The following is a 22,963-nucleotide window of genomic DNA, read 5'->3' as shown; positions in this document are numbered from 1 at the left end:
GGAGGGGCCGGAACCCACTCCTCCTCCGTCATGTCCCCTGCGTACGGCGGGAATTGACGCGCGCCTCCTTCCTCACCGGCGGTGCGGCGACGATACGATCCGAGCCGCAGGAGGGCCGTCAGCGCGGCCTGCCGACGAAGGGGAGGGCACAGTGGTGTCGGAGGAGTTCGACTACATCGTTGTCGGGGCGGGGTCGGCGGGCTGTGTGCTGGCCGCGCGGCTGTCCGAGGACGCGGACAGAACGGTGCTGCTGCTGGAGGCCGGACCTGCGGACACCCGGGCGGAGATCGCCGCACCGCCTGCGTGGCCCGCGTTATTCGGCACCGAGGTCGACCACGCCTACACCACGGTGCCGCAGGACGGCACCGGCGGACTGGCACATCCGTACCCGAGGGGCAGAACGCTGGGCGGGTCCAGCGCGATCAACGCGATGGTCTTCCTTCGCGGGCACCGCAACGACTTCGACCGCTGGGCCGCCGACGGGTGCACGGGATGGGATTTCGAGGCGCTCCTCCCCTACTTCCGGCGGATGGAGACGGTCACCGGAAAGGATCCGAAGTTCCGGGGCGACAGCGGCCCGCTGCGCCCCGCGCCGGCCCGCCCGGAGGAGGCAAACCCGGTCTCCCAGGCCTTCGTCGACGCCGCGGTCGCGGCGGGCCACCCGGCCACCGACGACTTCAACGGCGCCGGCCAGGAGGGCGCCGGCTGGCACGACCTGAGCATCGCCGACGGCAGACGCCAGAGCACCGCGGAGGCCTATCTGCACCCGATCCGCACCCGACGGCCGAACCTGACCGTCTCGACCGACTCCCGCGCACACCGCCTGCTCCTCGACGGCGACCGGTGCACGGGGGTGGAGTTCCGCCGGGGCGCGGAGACGGTCACCGCGTATGCGAACGCCGAGGTGATCGTCAGCTCCGGCGCCATCGATTCCCCGCGCCTGCTCCTGCTCTCGGGCATCGGCCCCGCCGAGGAACTGCGACGGGCCGGGGTCGAGGTGCACCACGAGCTGCCCGGGGTGGGACGCAATCTGCACGACCACCCGCTGTGCCCGCTGGTCTTCGAGGCGAGCCGTCCGATCCCCGCGGGGCGCACCAACCTGGCGGAGGCGTCGTTGCTGTGGCGCAGCGATCCGTCGCTGCCAGGCCCTGATATGCAGCTGATGTTCGCTCATATCCCCTACCACCCGCCGACGATGCAGGCACCGGCGAACAGCTTCACCCTCGGGGTCGCAACCGTGCCGGAGAGCCGGGGATCGGTGCGCCTGGCCACCGCCGACCCGGACACCCCGCCGCTGATCGACCCGAATTACCTCGGTACGGAGTCGGACGTCCGGCGCATGCTGCACGGCTTCGAGGTGGCCCGGGAAATCACGGCGGCGGGTCCGCTCCGCCGGTGGCGCGCACGCGAGGTGCTTCCCGGCGACCACATCACCGGAGAGACGGAGCTGCGCGCCTTCCTGGCGCGCGCCACCAGCACGTACTTCCACCCCGTGGGCAGCTGCGCGATGGGGACGGGCTCGGACGCGGTGGTCGCACCGGATCTGACCGTGCACGGCCTGACGGGCCTGCGGGTGGCGGACGCGTCGGTGATGCCCACGATCGTCTCGGTCAACACGAACCCCGCAACGATCATGATCGCGGAGAAGGCCGCCGACCTCATCCGCCGCACGGCATAGACCCTGTACGGCCGTCCGTCCTCCCCGCGACCGTGTCGAGGGACATGTCACAGGGAGGACGGAGGGCGGAGCTCAGCAGGCGCGTCCGGTCCTCGCGCGCAGGTCAGCCGTCCGCGATCTCCGACAGCCGGAAGGGCCCCGCAGCACCGGGGCCGAACATCACGGGCAAGTTGCGCCCCAGCGGCACCACGACGACCGGCTCCTCACGGTACTCCCGGAGAAACCTCTCCAAGGGCTCCCAGATGAGGCTCCGGTATCCGGACTCGGTCTTTTGGCGTTCGAAGGAGAGGGTCAGCGCAGACTCCAAGACGGAGACGCTCACGGCATCCACTTCCAGCCACTCTCCGCCGATCCAGGCTTCGAGTCTCACGTGCGACATGACGCAAGGGTGCCTTGTCCGACACGTCGCTGGCAATCAGCGACGGCGCACCCCGGCGTCCGCACTGACTCGCCTCCCCCACTCCGCACCGTGCAGGGTTGTCCGGCTCCGACAGTCGGCCCCCCGCCGGTCGCCGCGTCAGATGCCGGGTGAGGCCACCCGGGTGTAGGTCTGCGGGGCACTGGTGCCACCGGGGCCGACCACGGTGACATCCACCGGCCCGACGGCTCCCGCCGGGACATCGGCGACGAGGTGGCTGTCGGAGACGAGGGTGAAGCCCACGGGCAGGCTGCCGACGAGAACCTTGGTCACCTGGGAGAAGTGGGTGCCGGTGAGGGTGACGGTGTTGCCGCCGGAGGCGGGCCCCTGGGCCGGGGCCAGCGCCGTAAGGACGGGAGCCGCGACGTAGGTGTAGGTCACCGGATTGCTGGTACCGCCGGCGGTACTGACCGTGACGTCTGCCGGTCCGGCCACCCCTGCGGGGACCACGGCGGTGATCTGGGAATCCGAGACCACGGTGAACGAACTGGCGGCGGTGTTCGCGAAGCGGACCGCCGTGGCCTCGACGAGGTGGGTGCCGAGGAGAGTGACGGTGTTGCCGCCCGCGAGCGGGCCCGAGAGCGGCGCGACGGCGGTGAGCACCGGGGCGTTGACGAAGAAGTAGGAACTCTGGAGGGTGCCGGTCCCGCCCGGAGCCGTCACGGTGATATCGACCGCCCCCGCAACCGCCGCCGGAGCCACGGCGGTGATCTGGGTCGGGGAGAGCACCGTGAAGGACGTCGCCGGGGTGGCACCGAAGTCGACCTCGGTGGTTCCGCTGAGATTGGTGCCGGTCAGGGTGACGGTGTTCCCGCCCGAGGTGGGCCCCTGGTTCGGGCTGACGCTGCTCAGGGTGGGGGCCACGGAGTAGGTGTAGGAGACCCCGTTGCTGGTGCCGCCCGGGGTGGTGACGGTGACCTGCACGGTGCCGCTCCCGGGCGGGGCGACGGCGGTGAGGACGGTGTCGGAGACGACGGTGAAGGAGGCCGCCGCGGTGGCGCCGAAACGTACCGCGCTGGTGGCGGCCAGGCCCGTGCCGGTGAGGGTGACCGTCGTCCCGCCGGCCGTAGTGCCCGAGTTCGGACTCACCGACGCCAGCACGGGAACGGAAGCCGAGGTGTACGTGAACGCCACCCCGTTGCTCGTCCCGTCAGGGGTCGTCACCGTCACCTGAGCCGTACCGGAGCCCGCCGGCGCCGTGGCGGTGATCTGCGTCGCGGAAACCACCGTGAACGACGCCGTAGCAGTACCGAACTGCACCGCGGTGGCACCGGTGAATCCCGACCCCGTCAACGTCACCACCGTCCCGCCGGCCGCCGGGCCCGAACTCGGATTCAGCGAGGACAGCACCGGAACCGATGCCGAGGTGTACGTATACGCCACCCCGTTGCTCGTCCCTCCCGGGGCCGTCACCGTCACCTGGGCAGTACCCGAGCCCGCCGGCGCCGTCGCCGCGATCTGCGTGGACGACACCACCGTGAACGACACCGGGACCGCACCGAACCGCACCGCGGTCGCCCCCGTGAACCCCGACCCCGACAGCGTCACCACCGTCCCGCCGGCCGCCGGACCCGAACTCGGACTCAGCGCGGAGAGCACGGGCGCGGCGATGGTGGTGTAGCCGTAGGTGACGAACTGGTTGCTGGTGCCGGCCGAGGTGGTGACGGTGACCTGCACCGTTCCGGTGCCCTGTGGGGTGACGGCGGTGATCTGGGTGTCGGAGTTGACGGTGAACGAGGTTGCCTGCGTGGCACCGAAGCGCACGGCGGTGGCGCCGGTGAAGCCGGTGCCGGTCACCGTCACACTGGTACCGCCCGCGGCGGAGCCCGAGGTGGGTGAGACGGACGTGACCGTGGGCGGGGCGTCGGCCAGCGGCCGCGGGGCGGAAGCGGACGGCAGGTTTTCAGAGGGATGCACAGCCATGGTCCTTCGAAGGCGGGCGCCCGGGCCCGGCACCGGCGAAGAGGTGCCAGGCCAAGGCTCGTCAAGGGAGAGGAACGGAGCCCGGGCAGGGCAGGGCGCACCCTGTCCGGGCAGGCTGTCCGGGCGCCTGTGGCGAAGCCGAGGCGGTCAGCGGACCGGGCGGGAGATCAGATGCCGGGTCCGGCCACGTAGGTGAAGCCGGCGACGGCGGTCGCGCTGCCGCCGTTGGTGGTCACGGTGACGTCGGCGGGTCCGGCTCCGCCGTCCGCCGTGGGCGGGGAGACGACGGAAAGGCTGTTGTCGTTGATGACGGAGAACGCTGCGGACAGGCCGCCGAAGGTGACGGACTGGGCGGTGCTGAGGTTGGTGCCGGTGAGGGTCACCACCGTTCCGCCGGTCGGCGGACCGGAGTTGGGGTTGAGGGTGGCGATGGTGGGTGCGTCGACATAGGTGTAGGTCAGACCGTTGTTGGTGCCGCCGGCGGTGGTGACGCTGACACTCACCGGCCCGGGCGCCACACCCGCCGGGACGGTGACGGTCAGCTGGCCGTCATTGACCACGGTCGGGGTAGCGGTGACGGTCCCGAAGTGCACCGCGCTGGCGGTGGTCAGTCCGGTGCCGTTGATGGTGACGGTGTTGCCGCCTGCCGTGACGCCGGTGAGGGGACTGAGGCTGGATTTGAACGGCGCACCGATGTAGAAGAACGACAGCGGATTGCTGGTGCCGCCGGGGGTGGTCACGGTCACCGGGACCGTCCCGGTGCCGGACGGGGACGTGACGGTGACCGAAGTGGCGGTGTTGGCGGTGATGGTGGCTGTCTTGGAGCCGAAGTGCACGGCTGTGGCGCCGGCGAGGTTGGACCCGGTGATGGTGACCGTGGTCCCGCCTCCGGTCGAGCCCTGGTTCGGGGAGATGGGCATGGCATGGCCTCCTTGATGAGGTGTGTGAAGGGGGTGAGGAACCGCGGCCGACAGGCTGCGTTCGCCGCCGGCTGTGGTGGGGACTGCGTGGTGGAGCATGCGGCCGGGGCCTCGGCCGACCGTCATGAGCAGCCGATGACGCTGCCTGACGGGGCACAGTTGTCCGGGGTGTTGCTGCTGACCGTGGTGCCCGACAGCGTCACACCGCCGGAGTTGACGTAGATCCCGCCCCCTCCGAAGGTGGCTGTGTTGCCGGCGACGGAGCTGGCGTTCAGCGTGGTGACACCGTTGTCGTTGTAGAGGCCGCCCCCGGCGACGGCGCTGTTGCCGGTGATGGAACTGAAGCGCAAGGAGACCGTGCCGCCCAGGTTCGAGATGCCGCCTCCCGGATAAGGGAACACGGCGCTGCCGCCACGGACGGTGATCCCGGCCGCGTCCAACTGCCCATGTGTTCCTGGCACGTTGGCCGATCCCTCGACCTGAAGGATGCGGAACGGTGGTGCTCCCGGAGCCCGTTCGATGATGTTGCCCAGTCCCGTCATCCTGATCGGAGTGGTGAGGGGCGGCAGTCCCACCGGTCCCGTGGAGCTGGTGCCGTGCGCACCGGTGATCCGGTAAGTGCAGAACGGAAACAGCGCCAAGGTGTCGCCGCCGGCTGCGTTCGCCGCCGTGATCGCGTTCACCAGGGCGGATTCACTGCACAGCACAGAGGTCTGGGCGTGTGCCGGGGCCGGTACCACGGCCAGCCCCACGGCGAGGACACCGACACCGAGGAGGGATCGCAGAGTACGGACAGTTGGCATGACGCCCCCGGAGAGAGATGGCGTGAGCCGCCGGGCCCCCGATGCCACGCACCGCACGGGTTGGTGCATGCGCCCCTTCCCCTCGGGAGCGCGCACCCCACGGCGCCAGAGCTGCACCGATTCCCTGCACGCTCAAGTGGTCAGTGAGGGCAGGCCGGTTGCCGCTCCCCGAGAGGGACGGGCGGGCCCACCGGACTGGAACGGAGCCAGTAATCCACCTGGGTGGACGCGTCAGCAAGGGTCTTGACGCCACGTCACCCGATCGGCAGAGCGCACATCGGCCCCGTCACAGCACACCGGCGATGCCCCAGTGGCCCTCCCCGGCGGGCTCCGGAGAAGCTGGGCCGTACGAGTGAAATCGGCCCACCCCCCTATTGCCGGGGCGTCCGGTAATGGGTCAATCAAGCCAGCCGCGCGACGGGCCGCCCACTCCTTTGCACGGGCCAGGATCAGCCATGTCATCCGATCCCAGGCGGGCCCCGCCCCATGCACCTCCCTCCCTGTACGTGGTGGTCATGGGCGTGGGCGTGCTCTCGCAGGAGGCCTCTTATGCGCCATCTCTCCAGGCTGTCATTCCGCCCCACGGCCAAGACGGGCAGCGCCCCGGCCGGCCGTACGGAGGCGGGGCCGCCAACGGGAGACGGCGGGAGTGCCGGCCGCGGGCGGTTGCCCTCGCTGACCGGTCTGCGTTTTGCCGCCGCGGGCGGAGTCGTCTTCACGCACAGCGTCCTGCTGCTCAACCCGCACCTCGCCAGGACGCTCGGGCCCGAAGTGTGGGTGGGCGCGAGTTCGGTGTCGCTCTTCTTCATCCTCAGCGGGTTCGTCCTCACCCATTCCGCCCGTCCGACGGACACCGCGCGCTCCTTCTGGCGCCGGCGGGCCGCCAAGATTCTGCCCAATCACGTGCTGACCTGGTGTGTGGTCGTAGGCGCCCTCGCCTTCGCAGGTACGGCGACCGCCAAGGGCGGTTCGGGAATGGTGGCCCACCTCGCCAGCCTCTTCCTCGTGAACACCTGGGTACCCAGCCAGCGCTTTCTCTCCGCGGGTAATCCCGTGTCCTGGTCCCTGGCCGCCGAGATGTTCTTCTACCTTCTCTTCCCGGTGCTGCTGCCCTGGATCAAGCGGCTGTCGCGGCGCGGGCTGCTGATCGGCGCGGTGTCGGCCATTGCCCTCGTCTGGGCCTTGCCGGTGTTCTGCGCGCTGGTCCTCAACCCCGAGGGCCGCTTCTTTCCCGGATACTGGTTCTTGTACATGCTCCCGGTCACCCGGCTGCCCGAGTTCGTGCTCGGCATGATCGTGGCTCGTATCTCCGCGGAGAGAATCCGGCTTCCCCGCATCGGCGTGCTGCCGGCCGCGTTCGGGGTCATCAGCGCCATCATCGTGAACGCGTCCTTTCTGCCGCACACCTTCCTGTACGCGGCCTCGACCGTGGGCTCGCTCGCCGTGCTCGTCCATGCCACCGCGGAACTGGATCTACGCGGCAGAACGTCGCTGCTGCGCACCGCACCCCTGGTGTTCCTCGGTGAGATCTCCTACGCCATGTATCTGGTGCACCTGCTGGTGCTGGGGCTGATGTTCATGGGTCTGACGCACCTGGGCTGGAGCAGACTCGCCGCGATCCTGGCCGCCCTCCCCGTGATCTTTCTGCTCTCCTGGCTGGTGTACGCGGGAGTGGAGCGCCCGTGCATGCGGCGCTTCTCCTCGCCTCGCGCCCGTCGTCGTGAACGTCCCCGGCTGGCGGCAGCCCCGTGAACGAAACCGCCGACCTCGCGTCTCGCCCGCGCCTCCCCCACCCGCAGCACCGCTCCCCCCGCAGGACGACAGCTGAAAGAGGCTCCTGATGACGTCGCGAAGCGAGCAAGTCGCCGCCCACCGGCCCCACTACCAGGAGGAGCTGGCACACGGGCTGGCGCAATTCTTCGAGCCGCCGCGCAGTACGTGCCCCTGGTGCACCTCCCCCCGACTGCGCGAGCGCCTGCGCACCACGAATCACCCCCAGCGCAAACCGGGCAGCTTCGTGCTCGACACCTGCCACAACTGCGGTCACGTCTTCCAGAACCCCCGACTGAGCCCGGAGGGCCTGGACTTCTACTACCGCGACTGTTACGACGGCCTCGGTGAGGCCACGATGGCGCGGATGGCCTCCTCGCCCCTCGCCGTCAAGCTCTACCGGACCCGCGCCCGCGCGATGCTCCCCTTCGGCCGGCCGGGCCGCTGGCTGGATGTGGGCACCGGCCACGGCCACTTCTGCGCCGAGGCCCGGCGCCTGCACCCGAGCACCGAGTTCCACGGGCTGGACTGGGGCGAGGGCGTCGAGATCGCCGCCCGCACGGGCCGCATCTCACGGGCCTACCGCGGTTCCTTCACGGGCCTGGCCGGGCAGCTCGCCGGCCACTACGACGTGGTGAGCATGTATCACTACCTGGAGCACACCCTCGCGCCCCGGCGTGAACTGACCGCCGCCCGGACGGTGCTGCGGCCCGGCGGCCACCTCCTGGTCGAAGTCCCCGACCCGCAGTCCGCCGCCGCACGGTTGCTCGGCCGGTGGTGGGGCCCGTGGCTCCAGCCCCAGCACCTGCACCTCATTCCGCTGGACAACCTCCGCAGCGCACTGACCGAGCAGGGCTTCACCATCGTGGCCACCGACCGGAAGGAGCCGCACATCCCCACCGATCTGACGTCCGCGGCGGTGAATGTGCTCAACTCCGTCCTGCCGGGCGAAGATCTGCCGTGGCTGCCGAAGAAGCCGAGCCCGCTCGGCCGGGGAATCCGTGCGCTGGCCCTGCTCGCCGCCGCACCCGCGCTGCTCGTGCTGATCGGACTCGACCTCCTGCTGGCGCCCCTCACCCGGCGCACCCGGCTGTCCAACGCCTACCGGGTGGTCGCCCGACGGGACTGACCACGGGGCGCGAGGTGGTGCGGGGTTGCGCAGATTAGTCCGCCCGGGTGACGCGGTGCGCACTCGCCCTCCTCCTCCCCCAAGAGACGGGACACTTCCGACCATGCACATCCTGATCGCCACCGCAGGTTCACACGGAGACGTGGCTCCCTACACCGGCCTCGGGAGCCGGCTGCAGGCAGCCGGCCACACGGTGGTGATGGCCACCCACACCCGCTCGGCCGCACACGTCCGCCGCAGCGGGCTGGGCTTCCACCCGCTTCCGCTCGACCCGTACGCCACCTCGGGAGCCGGGCACGAGAAGCCCGGCTGGCCCGGCGGCAAGGGCCCTGGGTACCGGCTCTCCAAGGTCCAACAGGTCCAGCTGGCAAGGGACTTGGCTCCCAAGATGGCCGACGCGCTGATCGAGGCGGGTACGTCCGGCGTCGATGTCCTGCTGTTCTCCAGCAGCGTGGCTCCCTTGGGTTTGGTGGCCGCGGCGGGACTGCGACTGCCCAGCGCCGGCGTGTTCTTGCAGCCGCTCGCCCCCACCCGGGAGTTCCCGCCCGTCATCGCCGACCTGCCGTCGCTGGGGCCGCTCGGCAACCGGGCCGCGGGACGCTGCGCCCAGTCCCTTCTGGACCTGGCGTTCGCCACCGGGGTCAAGCACCTCAAGCGACAGCTGAGTGTGACGGCCGGCGCACTCGCCCGGCGCCGGGCGACCTGGCCGGTGCAGCACGGTTTCAGCCCCGTGGTGGTGCCGCGGCCCACGGACTGGCGGCCGGGAATGGAGGTGGCGGGCTACTGGTGGCCGTGGGAGGCGCCTGACTGGACACCGGATTCCCGTCTGACGGACTTCCTGCAAGCCGGCCCGCCGCCGGTCTATGTGGGCTTCGGCAGCATGTCCCTCGACGAGCCGGAGCGCTTCGGACGCCTCGTGGGCCGGGCCCTGCGGCTGGCCGGAGTGCGCGGCGTGGTCCAGACGGCGTGGGCCGGTCTGTCGGTCGACGGCGATGACGTCCTGACCGTGGGCGAAGTCCCGCACGCACAGCTGTTTCCGCAGATGGCGGCCGTCGTGCACCACGCGGGCGCGGGCACCACGGCGGCCGGTATGCGCGCGGGGGTGCCGGCGGTCCCGGTGCCGATGATGCTCGACCAGTCGTTCTGGGCGTCGCGTCTCACCGCGCTCGGGGTCAGTCCGGGACGGGTGCCGTTCCGGCAGCTGTCCGCGGAGCGGCTCGCGGCGGCCATCCGGAAGGCCGTGGAGGAACCCCGCTACCGTCATCGCGCCCAGCAGCTCGCGGCGTTGCTCGACGCCGAGGACGGTGCCGGCCACGTCCTGACCGCGGTGGAACGACTGGCGGAGCGGGGCACCGCGGACGGCTGAGCGTCAGGCGGTGGCCGCAGACCGGCTGCTACTGAGCACGGGGCGGCCGGGGCCGGCCGGATGCGCGCAGCTCGCGCCACTGCGGGGCCAGGACCGACCAGATCTCCATGTCGTGGCGGACGCCTCGGTACAGATTGCTTTCGCGCAGCACTCCGTCCCGGACCATGCCGAGCCGCTTGGCGACGTTGATGCTCGCGGTGTTGGAGGCGGCCGCGATCCACTCCACGCGGTGGATGCCGCGCTCGTCCACCGCCCAGTCGATGAGCAGCCGGATCGCGCGGGTGATCAGCCCACGACCGGCGGCCGCCCCCTCCAGCCAGCAGCCGACCTCGCAGGTGCCCGACGCGGCGTCGAAGGTCCGGAACAGCACGCCCCCGACGAGCACACCGTCCTGCCAGATGCCGTAGAGACGACCGCTGTCGGCCGCCGCCTTGTCCGCGTAGGACTGCAGGAACGCAGTGGCGGAGGCGAGATCGGTGGCGCGCTCGGCCAGCGCGATGTACTGGCCGATGTACTCCCGGCCCCGGTCGATGTGCGCGAGGTACTCCTCGGCGTGCCAGGGTTCCAGCGGCCGCAGCTCGGCACCGTCCGCACCCAGCGATATCGCAAACACCCGGTTCCCCCCGCAGTACACCCGTAGGACGACGTTCCTGCCGCACGGTGCGGCTTCCGCCCGTGCGCAGCACCCGGAATCGTCCCACAGGGACCGAACCGGGCGTCCCTCAGCTGCCCCTTCGGGCATCAAGTCGGGGATTCAAGTGCGGTCGTGGTCGTGCCGATGGTGTCGACGACGAGACGACGAAAGGAGACTGCAATGAAGAGATCGATGCGCACGGCGATGGTGCTCTGCATTCTGCTGCCGCTCTCCGCCGCACTGGCCGGTACCGCGGTGGCCGACCCCGGAATCCGGGGCGGCGTGGGCGCACTGGGCAAGGGAAGCCTGCTGTCGCTGCTGACCACGGTGGGCCTCTGACGGGCGGCGGAAGGGGGCGGCCGGACGCGCTCAGCTCCCCTGGGACACGGCGGGCCGGGGTGCGCGCAGAACGCCGTAGACCGACCAGACCACCGAGACCAGCGGGACGGCGACGACCGCTCCGGCCACTCCGGCCGCGACACTGCCGCAGATGACGGAGAGCGCCACCACCATCGGATGCAGACGGACGGCCCGGCTCATCACGAGCGGGTGCAGCACATGGCCTTCGAGCTGCCCGATGAGCACGATCAGCAGCACCACGACCGCGGCCACCAGCGGGCCCCTCGTGGCCAGCGCCACCACGGCGGCCACGGCCAGCGCGACGGGCGAGCCCACCAGCGGAACGAAGGCGGCGAAGAACTCCAGGACGGCCAGCGGGACGGCGAGCGGCACCCGCAGTACGAACAGCGCCACTCCCACGAGCACCGCATTGGTTGCGGCCACCACCACGATTCCGCGGGTGTACCCGGTGAAGGTGACCCATGCGGCACGCCCCGCGAGATGCACCGGACGGCGGCCGCGCACCGGCAGCTGGCCGCCGAACCACGCCCACATCCGGTCGCCCGAGTACAGGAAGAAGACCGAGCAGAACAGCGCCAGTACCCCCACCGTCAGCACCGCCACCAGCCGCCCCACCCCGCTGAGCGCCGTGTTGATCAGCGTGGCCCGATGGCGCGCCACGAACCGCGACACCTGCGCCTGCACATCGGAGAGGGTCCCCGGCCGCAGGTGGAAGGGCGGGCCTTCGAGCCACCGTCCGATCCTGGCCACACCGCCGTCGAACTCCCGGCGCAGCCCCTCCCACTCGCCGGCGACATTCGCCCCGATCAGGCTCAGGACGGCGAAGAGGACCAGGATGGCCAGCAGCAGGCCGACCACGACGGCCGCCGACCGCGGCATCCAGCGGTGGAGCACGCTGACCAGCGGCTCCAGCAGAGCCGTCAGCACCAGGCCCAGGAACACCGCCAGCGTGACCAGGTGGAACCGTCCCAGCGCCGCGAAGATCAGGTAGACGGCCACTCCGACGACGATGAGTCGCCAGCCGTACGCGGCCGCCAGTCGGAGCGTCGGAGAGATGTGTGCGGCCTCCCACGAGCCGCGATCCGGGGCACCGCTGAGCGACCGGCGCGCGGCTGCCGCCCACGCGCCGCGGGCGGTACGCGGTGCACCGGTCCTGCCCCCACGGGCGGCGGAGGAGCGCGCACGCTCCCTGCCGGATGGGTTCTGCACCTGGCCGCCACCGCCTCCCACCCCCCTGCCCAGGGCCGGACGGGGGACGACTGCCCGCGAGAGGCAGACATCCGCCTCCGCGCGTACCCAGACGGGTATCACCTTGGGGTGGTCTTCGAACGTGTGCGGGCGTGCATTCCCCCGAAGGCATGCGGCAGGGGGAGGACCGCGGGCGGCCGGGAGGGACGGGGGCGCCGCGCCGCGCTCGGGCTGCGGAGAATTTTTCCGGCCGGTCGCGTCACCGTGTCGATCCGGGCCGAGGCCGTTCGTATAGAGGGTGAGAGGCCGGCGAGGCGCCGGCGGAGCGATCGGCCAAGGAGGCACACCATGACGCACTACCTGCTCAGCATCTACCAGCCCGACGGGCCGCCGCCGTCGGCGGAGTTCCTGGCGCCGATCATGCGGGACGTGGAGGCCGTGAACGCCGAGCTGAGGGCCGCCGGCGCCTGGGTCTTCGCCGGGGGGCTGCACCCGCCGAGCACGGCCACCGTGGTGCGGCAGAAGGACGACGAGATGCTGATGACGGACGGCCCGTACGTCGAGGGCAAGGAGCACATCGGCGGGTTCACCGTCATCCAGGCACCCGACCTCGACGCCGCCCTCGAATGGGGGCGCAAGCTCGCCCGCGCCACCACCCTCCCCATCGAGGTCAGGCCGTTTCAGCACGGATCCTTCGAGTGACATCCGGCATGGCGAAGGCGACCGCAGCGGACGTGGAGCGGGTGTTCCGCGAGGAGTACGGCCGTGCGGTCGCGGTCCTGGTCCGCGTCTTCGGTGACATCGACGTCGCCGAGGAGGCGGTCCAGGACGCCTTCACCACGGCCATCGAACGGTGGCCGTCCGCCGGGCTGCCCCCGAGCCCGGCGGGATGGATCATCACCACGGCCCGCCGTCGGGCCCTCGACCGCCTGCGCCGGGAGCGGTCCCGCGCGGACCGGCAGGCGCAAGCCGCTCTGCTGCACGCCGCCGGGGAACCGGACGAGGAGGGACCCGTGCGCGACGACCGGCTCCGCCTGATGTTCACCTGCTGCCATCCTTCGCTCGCTCCCGCCGCCCAGGTCGCCCTGACCCTGCGGCTCCTGGGCGGGCTGACCACCGCGGAGATCGCCCGTGCCTTCCTGGTGGCCGAGCCGACCATGGCGCAGCGGCTGGTCCGGGCCAAGGGCAAGATCCGCGATGCGCGGATTCCCTATCGGATTCCGTCCGATGCCGACCTTCCGGACCGGCTGCGGGCCGTCCTGGCCGTGGTCTACCTCATCTTCAACGAGGGCTACGCGGCCGGTTCGGGCGCGGAGCTGGTCCGCGAGGACCTCTGCCGGGAGGCGATCCGCCTCGGCCGGCTGCTGGCAGCGCTGATGCCCGACGAGCCCGAGGTGCTGGGCCTGCTGGCGCTCATGCTGCTGACCGAGTCGCGGCGGGCCACCCGCACCGGACCGCACGGCGACCTCGTGCTGCTGGCCGACCAGGACCGCGGCCGCTGGGACCGCGCCCTCATCGAGGAGGGCCAGGCACTCGTCCGGCGATGCCTGCGACGCAACCGACCCGGCCCGTATCAGATCCAGGCGGCGATCAACGCCGTGCACAGTGACGCGCCGACCGCGGCGGCCACCGACTGGGCGCAGATCCTTCAGCTCTACGACCAGTTGCTCGCGCTCGCCCCCAGCCCGGTCGTGGCCCTCCACCGTGCGGTCGCGGTGGCGGAGGTCGAGGGACCGCGGGCGGCGCTCGCGCTCGTCGACGACCTGGCCCTCGACCGCTATCACCTCTTCCATGCCATCCGCGCCGATCTGCTCCGGCGGCTGGGCCGCACCGCGGAGGCAGCCGAAGCGTACGAGCAGGCGCTCGACCGCACCGGGAATGCGGCCGAGCGCCGCTTCCTGCAGCGCAGTCGTCAGGCGCTGCCTCCGCTGCACGAGGAGTGACCTGCGCGGGTCCGGAGGGAGCGGGCCGGATCCGCGCCTGCCTTGGCGGGCCGTCCCGGCGTCGAGCCGCTCAGGTCAGCTCTCGTGCGCGGGTCTCCGGCAGCGCCAGGACGCACAGCAGCGAGAGGACCGCCATCGCGCTGAGGTACCAGCCGACCGACGCGGAACCGAACGCCGACTGGAGCCGGGTGGCGAGCAGCGGAGCGACCGCGCCGCCCAGGACACCGCCCAGGTTGTAGGCGAGCGAGGCGCCCGAGTAGCGCACCCTCGTGCTGAACAGCTCCGGCAGGTACGCCCCCATCGGGCCGTACACCACGCCCATGCAGAACAGCGCGCCCCCGATGCCGAGGGCGATCAGCACCGGCTGTGCGGTGTCCAGCAGGGGGAAGAGCACCAGCCCCCAGCCGGCCGACAGGACGCTGCCGGCGAGGACCAGCCGGCGGCGGCCGGCCGCGTCGGAGCGGGTGGCGGCGAGCCAGGTCCCGGCTGCCAGGAAGAGGCAGGCGACGAGGGAGAGGGCCAGCATGGTGTTGCGGGCGATGCCGAGGGTGCCGGTGGCGTAGGCGAGGCAGTAGGTCGTCGCGGTGTAGAAGAGGCCGTAAGCAACGATCATGCTGCCCGCGGCCAGCAGCAGTTCGCGCGGGTGGCTGCGCAGCACCTCGACGGCGGGCACCCTGGCGGCTTCCTGAGCATCCCGCACCCTGGTGAACACCGGTGTCTCACTGATCTTCAGACGGACGAACAGACCGACGCCGACCAGCAGGAACGACAACAGGAACGGCACCCGCCAGCCCCACGAGCGGAACGCCGCATCGTCGAGTCCCGACGACAGCAGCCAGAACACCCCGGTGGCCGCGAAGAACCCCACGGGCGGACCGAGTTGCGGGAAGGCGGCGTACAGCCCGCGCCGGGAGCGCGGCGCATGCTCGACCGCGAGCAGCGCGGCGCCGCCCCATTCTCCGCCCAGTCCGATGCCCTGCAGGAAGCGCAGCAGCGTCAGCACCACCGGTGCCCAGATCCCCCAGGTGTCATAGCCCGGGAGCAGTCCGACGCAGGCGGTCGACAGACCCATCAGCAGGAGGGAGACCACCAGGACGGATTTACGGCCCACCCGGTCGCCGAAGTGACCGAAGAGCACCGAGCCGAGTGGCCGTGCGGCGAAGGCCACGGCGTAGGTCGAGAACGACGCGAGGGTGGCGTTGACCGGGTCGAGCGTCGGGAAGAACGCCTGGTTGAGGACGAGCGCGGCGGCCGTGCCGTAGCAGTAGAAGTCGTAGAACTCGATCGCCGTCCCGATGAACGAGGCCACGGCCACCCGCCGCATGCTCTCCCCACCCGCCGCACCACCGGCGCTCGTCGGGTCCGGCCCCGGCCCCGATGAGTTCTCCGTCGACGTCTCTGCCGGAGGCTTCGCCGATCTCTCTGCCGGCGTCTCTGCTGATGTTGCATCACTGGTCATCAGCGCACTGTCACGCTGGGTGCAGGGGCTGGTCAAGAGCGAACGGGGCTCGTTCCGGCTGCTGAGACGACGTCAGGCTCGCGGCAGCGGCCGGGCCGTGGCGCTCTTGCAGGCGGGGGAGGTGATGGTCACTGTGGACGGACGTGGCCCTCGGCCGTCGGCGCGTAGCACCAAGTCTGGAGTGAGCGTGGCTTCTTTCGTTCTGCCTCATGCCCTGCACGGCACCGGATCGCACAAGGTCATCGCCGTGCACGGGTGGTTCAGCGACAGGTCGGCCTTCGACCCGGTCCTGCCGGATCTCGACCGGGACGCATTCCAGTACGCCGTGGTCGATCTGCGGGGCTATGGCGAAGCACGGGGTGCGGCCGGCGCGTACACCACCGGCGAAGGGGCGGGCGATGTGCTGGCGCTCGCCGACCGGCTGGGCTGGCACCGGTTCTCGGTGGTAGGCCACTCGATGGGCGCCGGCGTCGCCCAACGGGTGCTGGCCGCGGCACCGCAGCGGGTGCGACGGCTGGTCGGCATCTCACCGGTCCCGGCCTCCGGGCTGCCCCTGCCGCCGGAGCAGTGGGAGCTGTTCTCCTCCGCCGCCCATGCCCCGGAGAACCGCCGGGCCATCATCGACTTCACGTCCGGCGGGTGCCGCCCGGATGCCTGGCTGGACCGGATGGTGCGGCATTCGGTGGCGTGCAGCGATCCCACGGCGGTCCGGGCCTGGCTGGATTCCTGGTCCGGGGAGGGGTTCGCGGCCGAGGTCGACGGCTCGGCGGTGCCGGCGCTGGCGGTGACCGGGACCCTGGATCCGGCGCTGACCGCCGACCTGACGCGCCGGACCTGGATGCGCTGGTACGCCAACAGCGAGCTGATCGAGCTGGTGTCGGCAGGGCACTATGCGATGGACGAAACACCGCTGGAGCTGATCCGGGTGGTGGAGGACTTCCTGCGTGCCGACGACGACGGAGACGGCAACGGTGGTGGCGGCGGCAACAGCGGTGGGGACGGCCACGGCGATGGCGACGGGCCGGACGCGGGATGACGAGGCCCGCGGCCGGTGCCGGGGAGCCGCAGCTGCCGGACGTATTCGACCCGCGCGGTTATGTGGACGGTCTGCCGCATACGGCGTACCAGTTCCTGCGCGACTGGCATCCGGTGGCCTGGCAGGAGGAGCACGAGGTGCTCGGCTGGCCGGGCGGTCCCGGCTTCTGGGCGGTCACCCGCCATGCGGACGTCGTACGGGTCCTGAAGGACGCCCGCACCTTCTCCTCCTGCCTGGGCGCCACCCAGATCCGGGACCCCGCCCCGGCCGACCTGCCGTTCATCCGCCGCATGATGCTCAACCAGGACCCCCCGGACCACGGCCGGCTGCGGCGTGCGGTCAGCCGTGCGTTCACCCCCGGCCGGATCGACCGTTTCGCAACGGTGGTACGCCAACGGGCGCGTGATCTGCTGACTTCGGCGGTCGATACGGCACGCGGGGAGGACGGGGTGTGCGACCTCGTCGGCGCCGTCACCGACGACTTCGCGCTGCTCAACCTCGCCGATCTGCTGGGCGTACCGCCCGGTGAACGCGGGCTGCTGCTGGACTGGACCCGGCGCGTCATCGGCTACCAGGACCCGGACGAGGCGGCCCCGGCCGAAACGGGCCCGGACGGGCGGCCCGCCGACCCCCGTTCCCCCGCGATGCTCCAGGACATGTTCGCCTTCGCGCGGGAGCTGGCCGCCCACAAACGGCGGCATCCGGGCGATGACGTGATGACCACGCTCGCCTCGGATGCCGAACTGGCCGTGCCCGAGCTGGAGATGTTCTTCTTCCTGCTGACCATCGCCGGCAACGACACCGTCCGCAGCGCGGCTCCCGGCGGGCTGCTGGCCCTGGCCCGGCACCCGGAGGCGTACCGCGCGCTGCGCACCGGAGCCGTGGGCATGCCGGCAGCGGTGGAGGAACTGCTGCGCTGGCATCCGCCGGTGCTCAGCTTCCGCCGGACCGCGGCGTACGACACCGAGTTGGCCGGCCGTTCGGTGCGCGCCGGGGACAAGGTGGTCGTCTTTCACGGTGCGGCGAACTACGACGAGCGGGTCTTCGCCGCCCCGCACCGGCTGGACCTGACCCGCTCCCCCAATCCGCATGTCTCGTTCGGCGACGGCCCGCACGTCTGCCTGGGCGCCCACCTCGCCCGGCTGCAGTTGCGGGTGCTGTACGAGGAGACCTGCCGCCTGCTGCCCACTCTGGAGGTGGCCGCACCACCACGGCGGCTGGTGTCGAACTTCATCCATGGGCTGAAGTCACTGCCGTTGCGGCTGGTGGATGTGGCGTCTGCAACAGGGCCGCCGTGAGGGTGTGCCGGGGAGCGCTGCGCAGCCGGCCGGCCGGGCCCTGTTCGACGATCCGGCCCGCGTCGAGCACGGCGAGGGCGGTGGCAAGGGCCGCGGTGTCGCGGTCGTGGGTGATGAGGACCAGGGACAGGTCCGGATCGGCCCGCAGCAGGCCCTCCAGGAGGGTGAGCAGGCTCCGCCGGGTGACGGTGTCCAGGCCGGAGGTGATTTCGTCGCAGATCAGGACCCGGGGGCGGGCCAGCAGGGCGCGGGCGAGCGCGGCGCGTTGCAGCTCGCCGCCGGAGAGCTCCGCCGGTGTGCGGCGTACGAGGTCACCGGCGAGGCCGAGGGAGCGCAGGGTGCGCTCGGCCTCGGCCGTGGCCTCCGGGCGGGGGCGGTGGCGCAGTCGGATGGCGCTGCGGGCCACCTGGTCGAGGACCGGGCGGTGGGCGTCGAAGGCGGCCCGGGCGTCCTGGAAGACGTACTGGACAGCGGCCAGTTGCGCGCGGGTCCGGTCGCGGAGGCTGCGGGGCAGGACGGCACCGTCGAGCAGGACTTGTCCGTCGTAGGTCCGGTGGAGTCCGGCCAGGCAGCGGGCGAGGGTGGTCTTGCCGCTGCCCGAGCGGCCCACGACGGCCGAGCAGCCGGGCGGGAGCCGGAGTTCGGGGACGTGCAGGACGGGGGACGTGCCGTGGCGGGCGGTGAGGCCGCGCACCTGGAGGACGGTGTCCCGGGCAGGGAGGACGGCGGCCCCGGCGGGCTCGGCCACGGCCGCGTCGCGCCGCTCGTCGTCGGCGGGCTCCGTGGTGGCCTCGCTGTGGGCGGCGGGCCCGCTTTCCGGTGGTCCGGCTGGGGCGGCCGGGGTGAGGAGTGCGCGGGTCCAGGAGTGCTGCGGGGAGTGCCAGAGCTGGTCCGGTGGGCCGGATTCCACGATGCGGCCGGCGCGCAGGACATGGACCTCGTCGGCCAGGCACCGTACGACGTCCAGGTCGTGGCTCAGCAGCAGGACCGCGATGTCCTGCCGGGCGACGGCGGCCAGTTGGCGGGCGATCTCCTGCGTCGTCAGGGCGTCCTGGCCGGTGGTCGGTTCGTCCGCGACGAGGGTTCTGGCGCCGGTCAGCAGGGCCTGGGCGAGGACCATCCGCTGCTGCTGGCCGCCGGAGAGCTGGTGGGGGTAGCGGTGCAGCAGGGTTTCGCCGTCGGGTATCCGGGCCCGGGCGAGCGCGTGCAGCACCCGCTCCCGGATGGCGGGGCGGCGGGCGCGGCGCGGCAGATGACGTACCTGGGTGCGGGCGATGTCCTGGAGGAGGGCGGCGACCGGCCGGACGGGGTTGAGGACGGTGGCGGGGTCCTGGGGGACATAGCCGACGACGGCGTCGGGGACCCGCACCTCGCCGGTCACCTTGGCGCCGGGCGGGTACTCGTCGAGCAGCGCGCGTCCGGTGGTGGTCTTGCCGCTGCCGGAGGCACCGATCAGCGCAGTGATCCGGCCGGGTGCCAGCCGCAGGCTCACCCCGTCGACGAGGGCGCGGCCGCCGACTTCGACCCGCAGGTCCTGGATCCGGGCGGCCTCGTGCACGGTGTTCACGGTCACGGGTTGGGCTTCTCCATTCGGCTCGGGCCGGGGTATGTACCGTCGCCGTCGGCAGGGGTGTGGCCGGGCTGTGGTTCCCGTGCCGGTCCGGCGCTGCGGCCGCGTCCGGTGAGGGCGGCGTCGAAGAGCAGGTTGGTGCCCATGGTCAGCGCCACGATCAGCACGGCGGGCAGCGCGACGGCCCAGGGCTGGACGAACATGCCGGTGCGGTTGCGGTCGACCATCACCGCCCAGTCGGCGGCGTCCGGTGCGGCGCCGACGCCGAGGAAGGCGGCCGTGGCCACCAGGTAGAGCACGCCGGTCAGCCGCACGCCGGCGTCGGCCGCCAGGGTGCGCAGCGCCGAACGGCCCACATAGCCCAGGGCCGTGCGCACCCAGGACTCGCCCTGCATGCGCAGCGCCTCGACCACGGGACGCGAGGCCGCCTCGGCGGCCGCGGCTCGGACGGCCCGGGCGGCGTCCGGGATGTTGACCAGGGCCACCAGCAGCGCGATGCCCGCGGCGCCGGGCCGCATGACCGCCGCCACCAGCAGGATGAGCAGCAGCGACGGCACCGCGAGCAGGACGTCCAGCGGCCGCATCAACAGCTCGTCCAGCCACCGGCGGTGGGTCAGCGCGCTGAACAGGCCCAGTGGCAGGGCCACCGCGTAGGCCAGCGCCGTCGCGGCGAGCGCGGCCACGACCACCGGGCGTCCGCCGAGCAGCACCTGCCGCCAGACGTCCCGGCCGACGAAGTCGGTGCCGGCCCAGTGCCCGCCGCCGGCAGTGAAGGAGGCGGCGCGTGGCCCGGGCTCCCCCGCGAACAGCGGGCCGAGCAGGGCGAGCAGCAGCGGTACGGCGAGGATGAGGAGGGCACAGGCCCAGCGTCCGGCGCGGCCGGTCCCCCGGCGGCTCACGCCGCCACCCCGGCGCGGGGCGTACAGCGGAACACAACCGTGTCCGCGGCGAGGTTGAGTACGACGGCGGTGCCGGCGAAGACGACGGCCAGGCCCTGGAGGACGGGGACATCGCGTTCCGCCACGGCGTTCATCAGGACCGTGCCGAGTCCGGGGATCACGAAGAGGGCCTCCACGACGATGACTCCGCACAGCAGCCAGTCGACCGTGCGGGCGAGCTGCTGGGCGGCGGGTGCCAGGGCGTTGGGCAGGGCATGGGCGTAGCGGATGCGGACGCCGGGGATGCCGTAGCGGCGGGCGTGTGCGATGTAGGGCGCGGCCAGTGCGTCGATCATGCCGGCCCGGACCAGCCGTGCCAGGGAGCACACCGGCCGGGACAGCAGCACCAGCACGGGCAGCACCAGCACCGCGGGGTGGGCGAGCAGGTCTCCGCCGTAGCCGACGGCGGTCGGCGGCAGCCACCCCAGGTGCAGCGCGACGACGGTGACCAGCAGCACCCCGAAGGCGAACTCCGGTACCGCGTACACGCCGAGGGTCACGGCGCTGATGAGGCGGTCCACGAGCCGTCCCTCGTACCGGGCGGCCAGGACACCGAGGCCGCCGGCGAGGGGGACGAGCAGCAGCAGGGTGAGCGCGGCGAGCAGCAGGGTCGGGCCGAAGCCGTCGGCGAGGTAGGAGCTGACCGGCCGGCCGGAGATCAGTGAGTTGCCGAGGTCGCCGTGGAGCAGCCCGGCCGCCCACGCGCCGAGGCGTTCGGCGGCGGGCCGGTCCAGGTGCATGGCCTCGCGGATGGCGGCGATCCGTGCGGGGTCGGGCTGGTCGCCGGCGAGCGCCACGGCGGCGTCGCCGGGCAGCGCCTCGGTGAGGGCGAAGACGAGCAGCACGACGGCGGCGGTCTGCCCGGCACCGAGCAGCAGCCGGCGGATCAGCCAGGAGCGCAGTCCGGTCACGCGAGCCACACCTTGTCGAAGCGGGCCCAGTCGAGCGTGTTGGCGGGGGCCCGGCGGTCCACCCCGCGGACGGTACGGGCGGTGCCGAGGATCCAGTCGGCGAAGCCCCAGACCAGGAAGCCGCCCTCGGCGTACAGCCGGCGCTGCATGCGCGCGTACACGGCGGCCCGGTCCTTGGTGTTCCGGGTGGACTGGGCCTGCTGGTAGAGCGCGTCGAAGTCCTTGTGCCGCCAGTGGGTGGCGTTGGTGGTGGAGGCGGTCAGCAGCCGCTGGGAGAAGTGCGATTCGAGGGGCATCGCGCCGGAGCGGTAGCAGCACAGGGTGCCGGAGTCGAGGGTGTCCTGCCAGTAGCTGTCCTTGCTGCCCATCGCCACCTTCACCCGCACTCCGGCCTTGGCGGCCTGATCGCGGAAGATGGCGGCGGACTCGGTGAATCCGGCGGCGACGGGCGAGGTGTCCAGGGTGACCCGGAGCCTGTCGGCGCCGGCCTGCTTCAGCAGATGGCGGGCCCGGTCGAGGTCGGGTGCGCGTTGCGGCAGGTCGTCCGCGTAGTACTCGTATCCCTTCCCGAACAGGTCGTTGCCGATCTCGCCGGCCCCGGAGAGCGCGCCCTGGACCAGTTCCTTGCGGTCGGCGAGGAGGAAGAACGCCTCGCGCACCCGCCGGTCGTCGAACGGCGGCCGGTCGGTCTTCATCGCGAACGCCTGCATCGCGCTGTTGCGCAGCCGAATGATCTCGATCTGCCCCTTGCCCTCGTGTGCGCGGGCGGTCGTGGGCGTGAGCTCATGGGCGTATTCGACCTGGCCGCCCAGGAGGGCGTTGAGCCGCGCGGACTCCTCGTTGGCGACCAGGAATTCCAGGCGCTCCAGGTGGGGCGGGCCGTCCCAGTAGTCGTCGTGGCACCGGAAGACGGCGGACCGTCCGGGGGCGAAGGACACGAAGCGGAAGGGGCCGCTGCCGACCGGTTCGGTGAAGTCCTTGGTGCCGTCGGGGACGATGTAGGCGCCGAACGCGGCGAGCAGGTTGGGGAATTCGGCGGTGGGCCGCTTCAGGACGAATTCGACGGTGCGCGCGTCGACGGCCCGGCTGGCGGTGAGGTCTAGGGGCTCCAGCGAGGCCTTGGCACGGAAGGCCTTTTGGGGGTCGGCGATGCGCCGGTAGCTGTAGAGGACGTCCCGGGCGGTGACCGGCTTGCCGTTGTGGAAGGACGCCTTGCGCAGTGTCACCGTCCAGCGGTCGAGGCCGGCGTTCGGCTCCCAGGACGCGGCGAGCCGGGGCCGGGCGGAGAGGTCGGCGCCGAAGTCGGCGAGCTTGTCGAACAGCGCCTTGGCGCGGGCCACATCGGCGAAGAGGTTGGCCTGGTGCGGGTCGAGGGTCTCGTTGGCGCCGCCGCCGGCGAACGCGGCGCGCAGCCTGCCGCCGCGCCGGGGCCGGCCGCCGCCATCGGCGTCATCGGAGGCGGCGGGGCCGGTGCAGCCGGTGAGGGCGAGGGCGCCGAGGCCGGCGGCGCCACCGGCGGCGAGGAAGCCGCGGCGGCGCAGGCCGGGGAGGCGGGAGTCGGGAGCGGGGCCGTCGTACATGGCGGTTTCCTTGGTATGGGCGGGCGGAGAAAAGGTTGG

General features: G+C 72.1%; 20 protein-coding genes. 9 read left to right on the top strand and 11 right to left on the bottom strand.

All coding sequences use genetic code 11. The features are described 5' to 3' along the window. Positions 1-151: 151 nt before the first annotated feature. Entirely contained in the window at positions 152-1,678 is a 1,527-nt protein-coding gene (locus CPH93_RS34115) for a GMC family oxidoreductase (RefSeq protein WP_096215070.1), read from the top strand. 103 nt (positions 1,679-1,781) lie between these two features. On the opposite strand, the gene CPH93_RS34110 is transcribed toward CPH93_RS34115, so the two are convergent. The 4 genes from CPH93_RS34110 to CPH93_RS34095 form a co-directional block, all read right to left on the bottom strand. After that, the gene (locus tag CPH93_RS34110; protein WP_093481464.1) at positions 1,782-2,057 is read right to left on the bottom strand and encodes a hypothetical protein; all 276 of its coding nucleotides are present in this window, start codon (positions 2,055-2,057) and stop codon (positions 1,782-1,784) included. A 138-nt stretch (positions 2,058-2,195) separates the two neighbouring features. Beyond that, entirely contained in the window at positions 2,196-4,019 is a 1,824-nt protein-coding gene (locus CPH93_RS34105; protein WP_231977070.1) for a beta strand repeat-containing protein, read from the bottom strand. A 167-nt stretch (positions 4,020-4,186) separates the two neighbouring features. Beyond that, on the bottom strand, positions 4,187-4,939 hold the full coding sequence (locus CPH93_RS34100; RefSeq protein WP_096215068.1) for an IPT/TIG domain-containing protein: 753 nt from the start codon (positions 4,937-4,939) through the stop codon (positions 4,187-4,189). 122 nt (positions 4,940-5,061) lie between these two features. Beyond that, positions 5,062-5,742 (bottom strand): autotransporter adhesin family protein, encoded by a 681-nt coding sequence (locus CPH93_RS34095; protein WP_231977069.1) that lies wholly within the window; start codon positions 5,740-5,742, stop codon positions 5,062-5,064. A 549-nt stretch (positions 5,743-6,291) separates the two neighbouring features. On the opposite strand from CPH93_RS34095, the gene CPH93_RS34090 reads away from it, so the two are divergent. The 3 genes from CPH93_RS34090 (at position 6,292) to CPH93_RS34080 (ending at position 10,007) form a co-directional block, all read left to right on the top strand. Then, complete coding sequence (locus CPH93_RS34090) at positions 6,292-7,494, top strand: acyltransferase family protein (protein WP_231977068.1); 1,203 nt, start codon at positions 6,292-6,294, stop codon at positions 7,492-7,494. Positions 7,495-7,582: 88 nt separating this feature from the next. Then, positions 7,583-8,641: a class I SAM-dependent methyltransferase gene (locus CPH93_RS34085; RefSeq protein ID WP_093481471.1), complete on the top strand. Its 1,059-nt coding sequence runs from the start codon at positions 7,583-7,585 to the stop codon at positions 8,639-8,641. A 103-nt stretch (positions 8,642-8,744) separates the two neighbouring features. Further along, the gene (locus CPH93_RS34080; RefSeq protein WP_093481472.1) at positions 8,745-10,007 is read left to right on the top strand and encodes a glycosyltransferase; all 1,263 of its coding nucleotides are present in this window, start codon (positions 8,745-8,747) and stop codon (positions 10,005-10,007) included. 28 nt (positions 10,008-10,035) lie between these two features. On the opposite strand, the gene CPH93_RS34075 is transcribed toward CPH93_RS34080, so the two are convergent. Beyond that, the gene (locus CPH93_RS34075) at positions 10,036-10,620 is read right to left on the bottom strand and encodes a GNAT family N-acetyltransferase (protein WP_096215065.1); all 585 of its coding nucleotides are present in this window, start codon (positions 10,618-10,620) and stop codon (positions 10,036-10,038) included. Between the two features lie 201 nt (positions 10,621-10,821). Between CPH93_RS34075 and CPH93_RS35985 the strand changes: the two genes are divergently transcribed. Continuing rightward, a complete protein-coding gene (locus tag CPH93_RS35985; RefSeq protein ID WP_159032194.1) occupies positions 10,822-10,980 on the top strand; it encodes a hypothetical protein in 159 nt (52 codons plus the stop codon). 30 nt (positions 10,981-11,010) lie between these two features. On the opposite strand, the gene CPH93_RS34070 is transcribed toward CPH93_RS35985, so the two are convergent. Beyond that, the gene (locus tag CPH93_RS34070; RefSeq protein WP_096215064.1) at positions 11,011-12,210 is read right to left on the bottom strand and encodes an AI-2E family transporter; all 1,200 of its coding nucleotides are present in this window, start codon (positions 12,208-12,210) and stop codon (positions 11,011-11,013) included. A gap of 327 nt (positions 12,211-12,537) precedes the next feature. Here CPH93_RS34070 and CPH93_RS34065 point away from each other — a divergent pair, with 327 nt between their 5' ends. Both CPH93_RS34065 and CPH93_RS34060 read left to right on the top strand, forming a co-directional pair. Next, a complete protein-coding gene (locus tag CPH93_RS34065) occupies positions 12,538-12,891 on the top strand; it encodes a YciI family protein (protein ID WP_006607010.1) in 354 nt (117 codons plus the stop codon). An 8-nt stretch (positions 12,892-12,899) separates the two neighbouring features. Further along, a complete protein-coding gene (locus CPH93_RS34060) occupies positions 12,900-14,132 on the top strand; it encodes an RNA polymerase sigma factor (protein WP_096215709.1) in 1,233 nt (410 codons plus the stop codon). Between the two features lie 70 nt (positions 14,133-14,202). Here the strand turns inward: CPH93_RS34060 and CPH93_RS34055 are convergent, their stop codons facing one another. Next, positions 14,203-15,456: an MFS transporter gene (locus tag CPH93_RS34055; protein WP_231977067.1), complete on the bottom strand. Its 1,254-nt coding sequence runs from the start codon at positions 15,454-15,456 to the stop codon at positions 14,203-14,205. Positions 15,457-15,778: 322 nt separating this feature from the next. On the opposite strand from CPH93_RS34055, the gene CPH93_RS34050 reads away from it, so the two are divergent. Both CPH93_RS34050 and CPH93_RS34045 read left to right on the top strand, forming a co-directional pair. Continuing rightward, positions 15,779-16,627, top strand: coding sequence for an alpha/beta fold hydrolase (locus CPH93_RS34050; protein ID WP_231977066.1), 849 nt, complete (start codon positions 15,779-15,781; stop codon positions 16,625-16,627). After that, positions 16,624-17,925, top strand: a complete 1,302-nt coding sequence (locus CPH93_RS34045; protein ID WP_096215063.1) for a cytochrome P450 — start codon at positions 16,624-16,626, stop codon at positions 17,923-17,925. Before CPH93_RS34050 ends, CPH93_RS34045 begins: the two co-directional genes overlap by 4 nt. Here CPH93_RS34045 and CPH93_RS34040 read toward each other — a convergent pair. The 4 genes from CPH93_RS34040 to CPH93_RS34025 are packed head-to-tail and all read right to left on the bottom strand — an operon-like array spanning position 17,858 to position 22,924. After that, positions 17,858-19,498, bottom strand: a complete 1,641-nt coding sequence (locus CPH93_RS34040) for an ABC transporter ATP-binding protein (RefSeq protein WP_096215062.1) — start codon at positions 19,496-19,498, stop codon at positions 17,858-17,860. The genes CPH93_RS34045 and CPH93_RS34040 overlap by 68 nt on opposite strands. Then, positions 19,495-20,394, bottom strand: a complete 900-nt coding sequence (locus CPH93_RS34035; protein ID WP_096215061.1) for an ABC transporter permease subunit — start codon at positions 20,392-20,394, stop codon at positions 19,495-19,497. Before CPH93_RS34035 ends, CPH93_RS34040 begins: the two co-directional genes overlap by 4 nt. Further along, complete coding sequence (locus CPH93_RS34030; RefSeq protein WP_093481482.1) at positions 20,391-21,344, bottom strand: ABC transporter permease; 954 nt, start codon at positions 21,342-21,344, stop codon at positions 20,391-20,393. The genes CPH93_RS34035 and CPH93_RS34030 overlap by 4 nt, the downstream gene beginning before the upstream one ends. Beyond that, positions 21,341-22,924 carry an ABC transporter substrate-binding protein gene (locus tag CPH93_RS34025; RefSeq protein WP_096215060.1) on the bottom strand — a complete coding sequence of 528 codons (1,584 nt, stop codon included), beginning with the start codon at positions 22,922-22,924 and terminating at the stop codon, positions 21,341-21,343. Before CPH93_RS34025 ends, CPH93_RS34030 begins: the two co-directional genes overlap by 4 nt. Between the last annotated feature and the right edge of the window lie 39 nt (positions 22,925-22,963).

It is taken from the genome of Streptomyces sp. 2323.1, assembly GCF_900221035.1.
In the GTDB taxonomy this organism is placed as follows: Bacteria; Actinomycetota; Actinomycetes; order Streptomycetales; family Streptomycetaceae; genus Streptomyces; species Streptomyces sioyaensis.
This window is presented reverse-complemented; position numbering and strand designations above follow the sequence as displayed.

Coding starts and splice junctions, on each gene's coding strand:
- CPH93_RS34110 (WP_093481464.1), bottom strand. CDS start 2,057: ATGTCGCACGTGAGACTCGAAGCCTGGATCGGCGGAGAGTGGCTGGAA.
- CPH93_RS34105 (WP_231977070.1), bottom strand. CDS start 4,019: ATGGCTGTGCATCCCTCTGAAAACCTGCCGTCCGCTTCCGCCCCGCGG.
- CPH93_RS34100 (WP_096215068.1), bottom strand. CDS start 4,939: ATGCCCATCTCCCCGAACCAGGGCTCGACCGGAGGCGGGACCACGGTC.
- CPH93_RS34095 (WP_231977069.1), bottom strand. CDS start 5,742: ATGCCAACTGTCCGTACTCTGCGATCCCTCCTCGGTGTCGGTGTCCTC.
- CPH93_RS34090 (WP_231977068.1), top strand. CDS start 6,292: ATGCGCCATCTCTCCAGGCTGTCATTCCGCCCCACGGCCAAGACGGGC.
- CPH93_RS34085 (WP_093481471.1), top strand. CDS start 7,583: ATGACGTCGCGAAGCGAGCAAGTCGCCGCCCACCGGCCCCACTACCAG.
- CPH93_RS34080 (WP_093481472.1), top strand. CDS start 8,745: ATGCACATCCTGATCGCCACCGCAGGTTCACACGGAGACGTGGCTCCC.
- CPH93_RS35985 (WP_159032194.1), top strand. CDS start 10,822: ATGAAGAGATCGATGCGCACGGCGATGGTGCTCTGCATTCTGCTGCCG.
- CPH93_RS34065 (WP_006607010.1), top strand. CDS start 12,538: ATGACGCACTACCTGCTCAGCATCTACCAGCCCGACGGGCCGCCGCCG.
- CPH93_RS34060 (WP_096215709.1), top strand. CDS start 12,900: ATGGCGAAGGCGACCGCAGCGGACGTGGAGCGGGTGTTCCGCGAGGAG.
- CPH93_RS34055 (WP_231977067.1), bottom strand. CDS start 15,456: ATGCGGCGGGTGGCCGTGGCCTCGTTCATCGGGACGGCGATCGAGTTC.
- CPH93_RS34045 (WP_096215063.1), top strand. CDS start 16,624: ATGACGAGGCCCGCGGCCGGTGCCGGGGAGCCGCAGCTGCCGGACGTA.
- CPH93_RS34025 (WP_096215060.1), bottom strand. CDS start 22,924: ATGTACGACGGCCCCGCTCCCGACTCCCGCCTCCCCGGCCTGCGCCGC.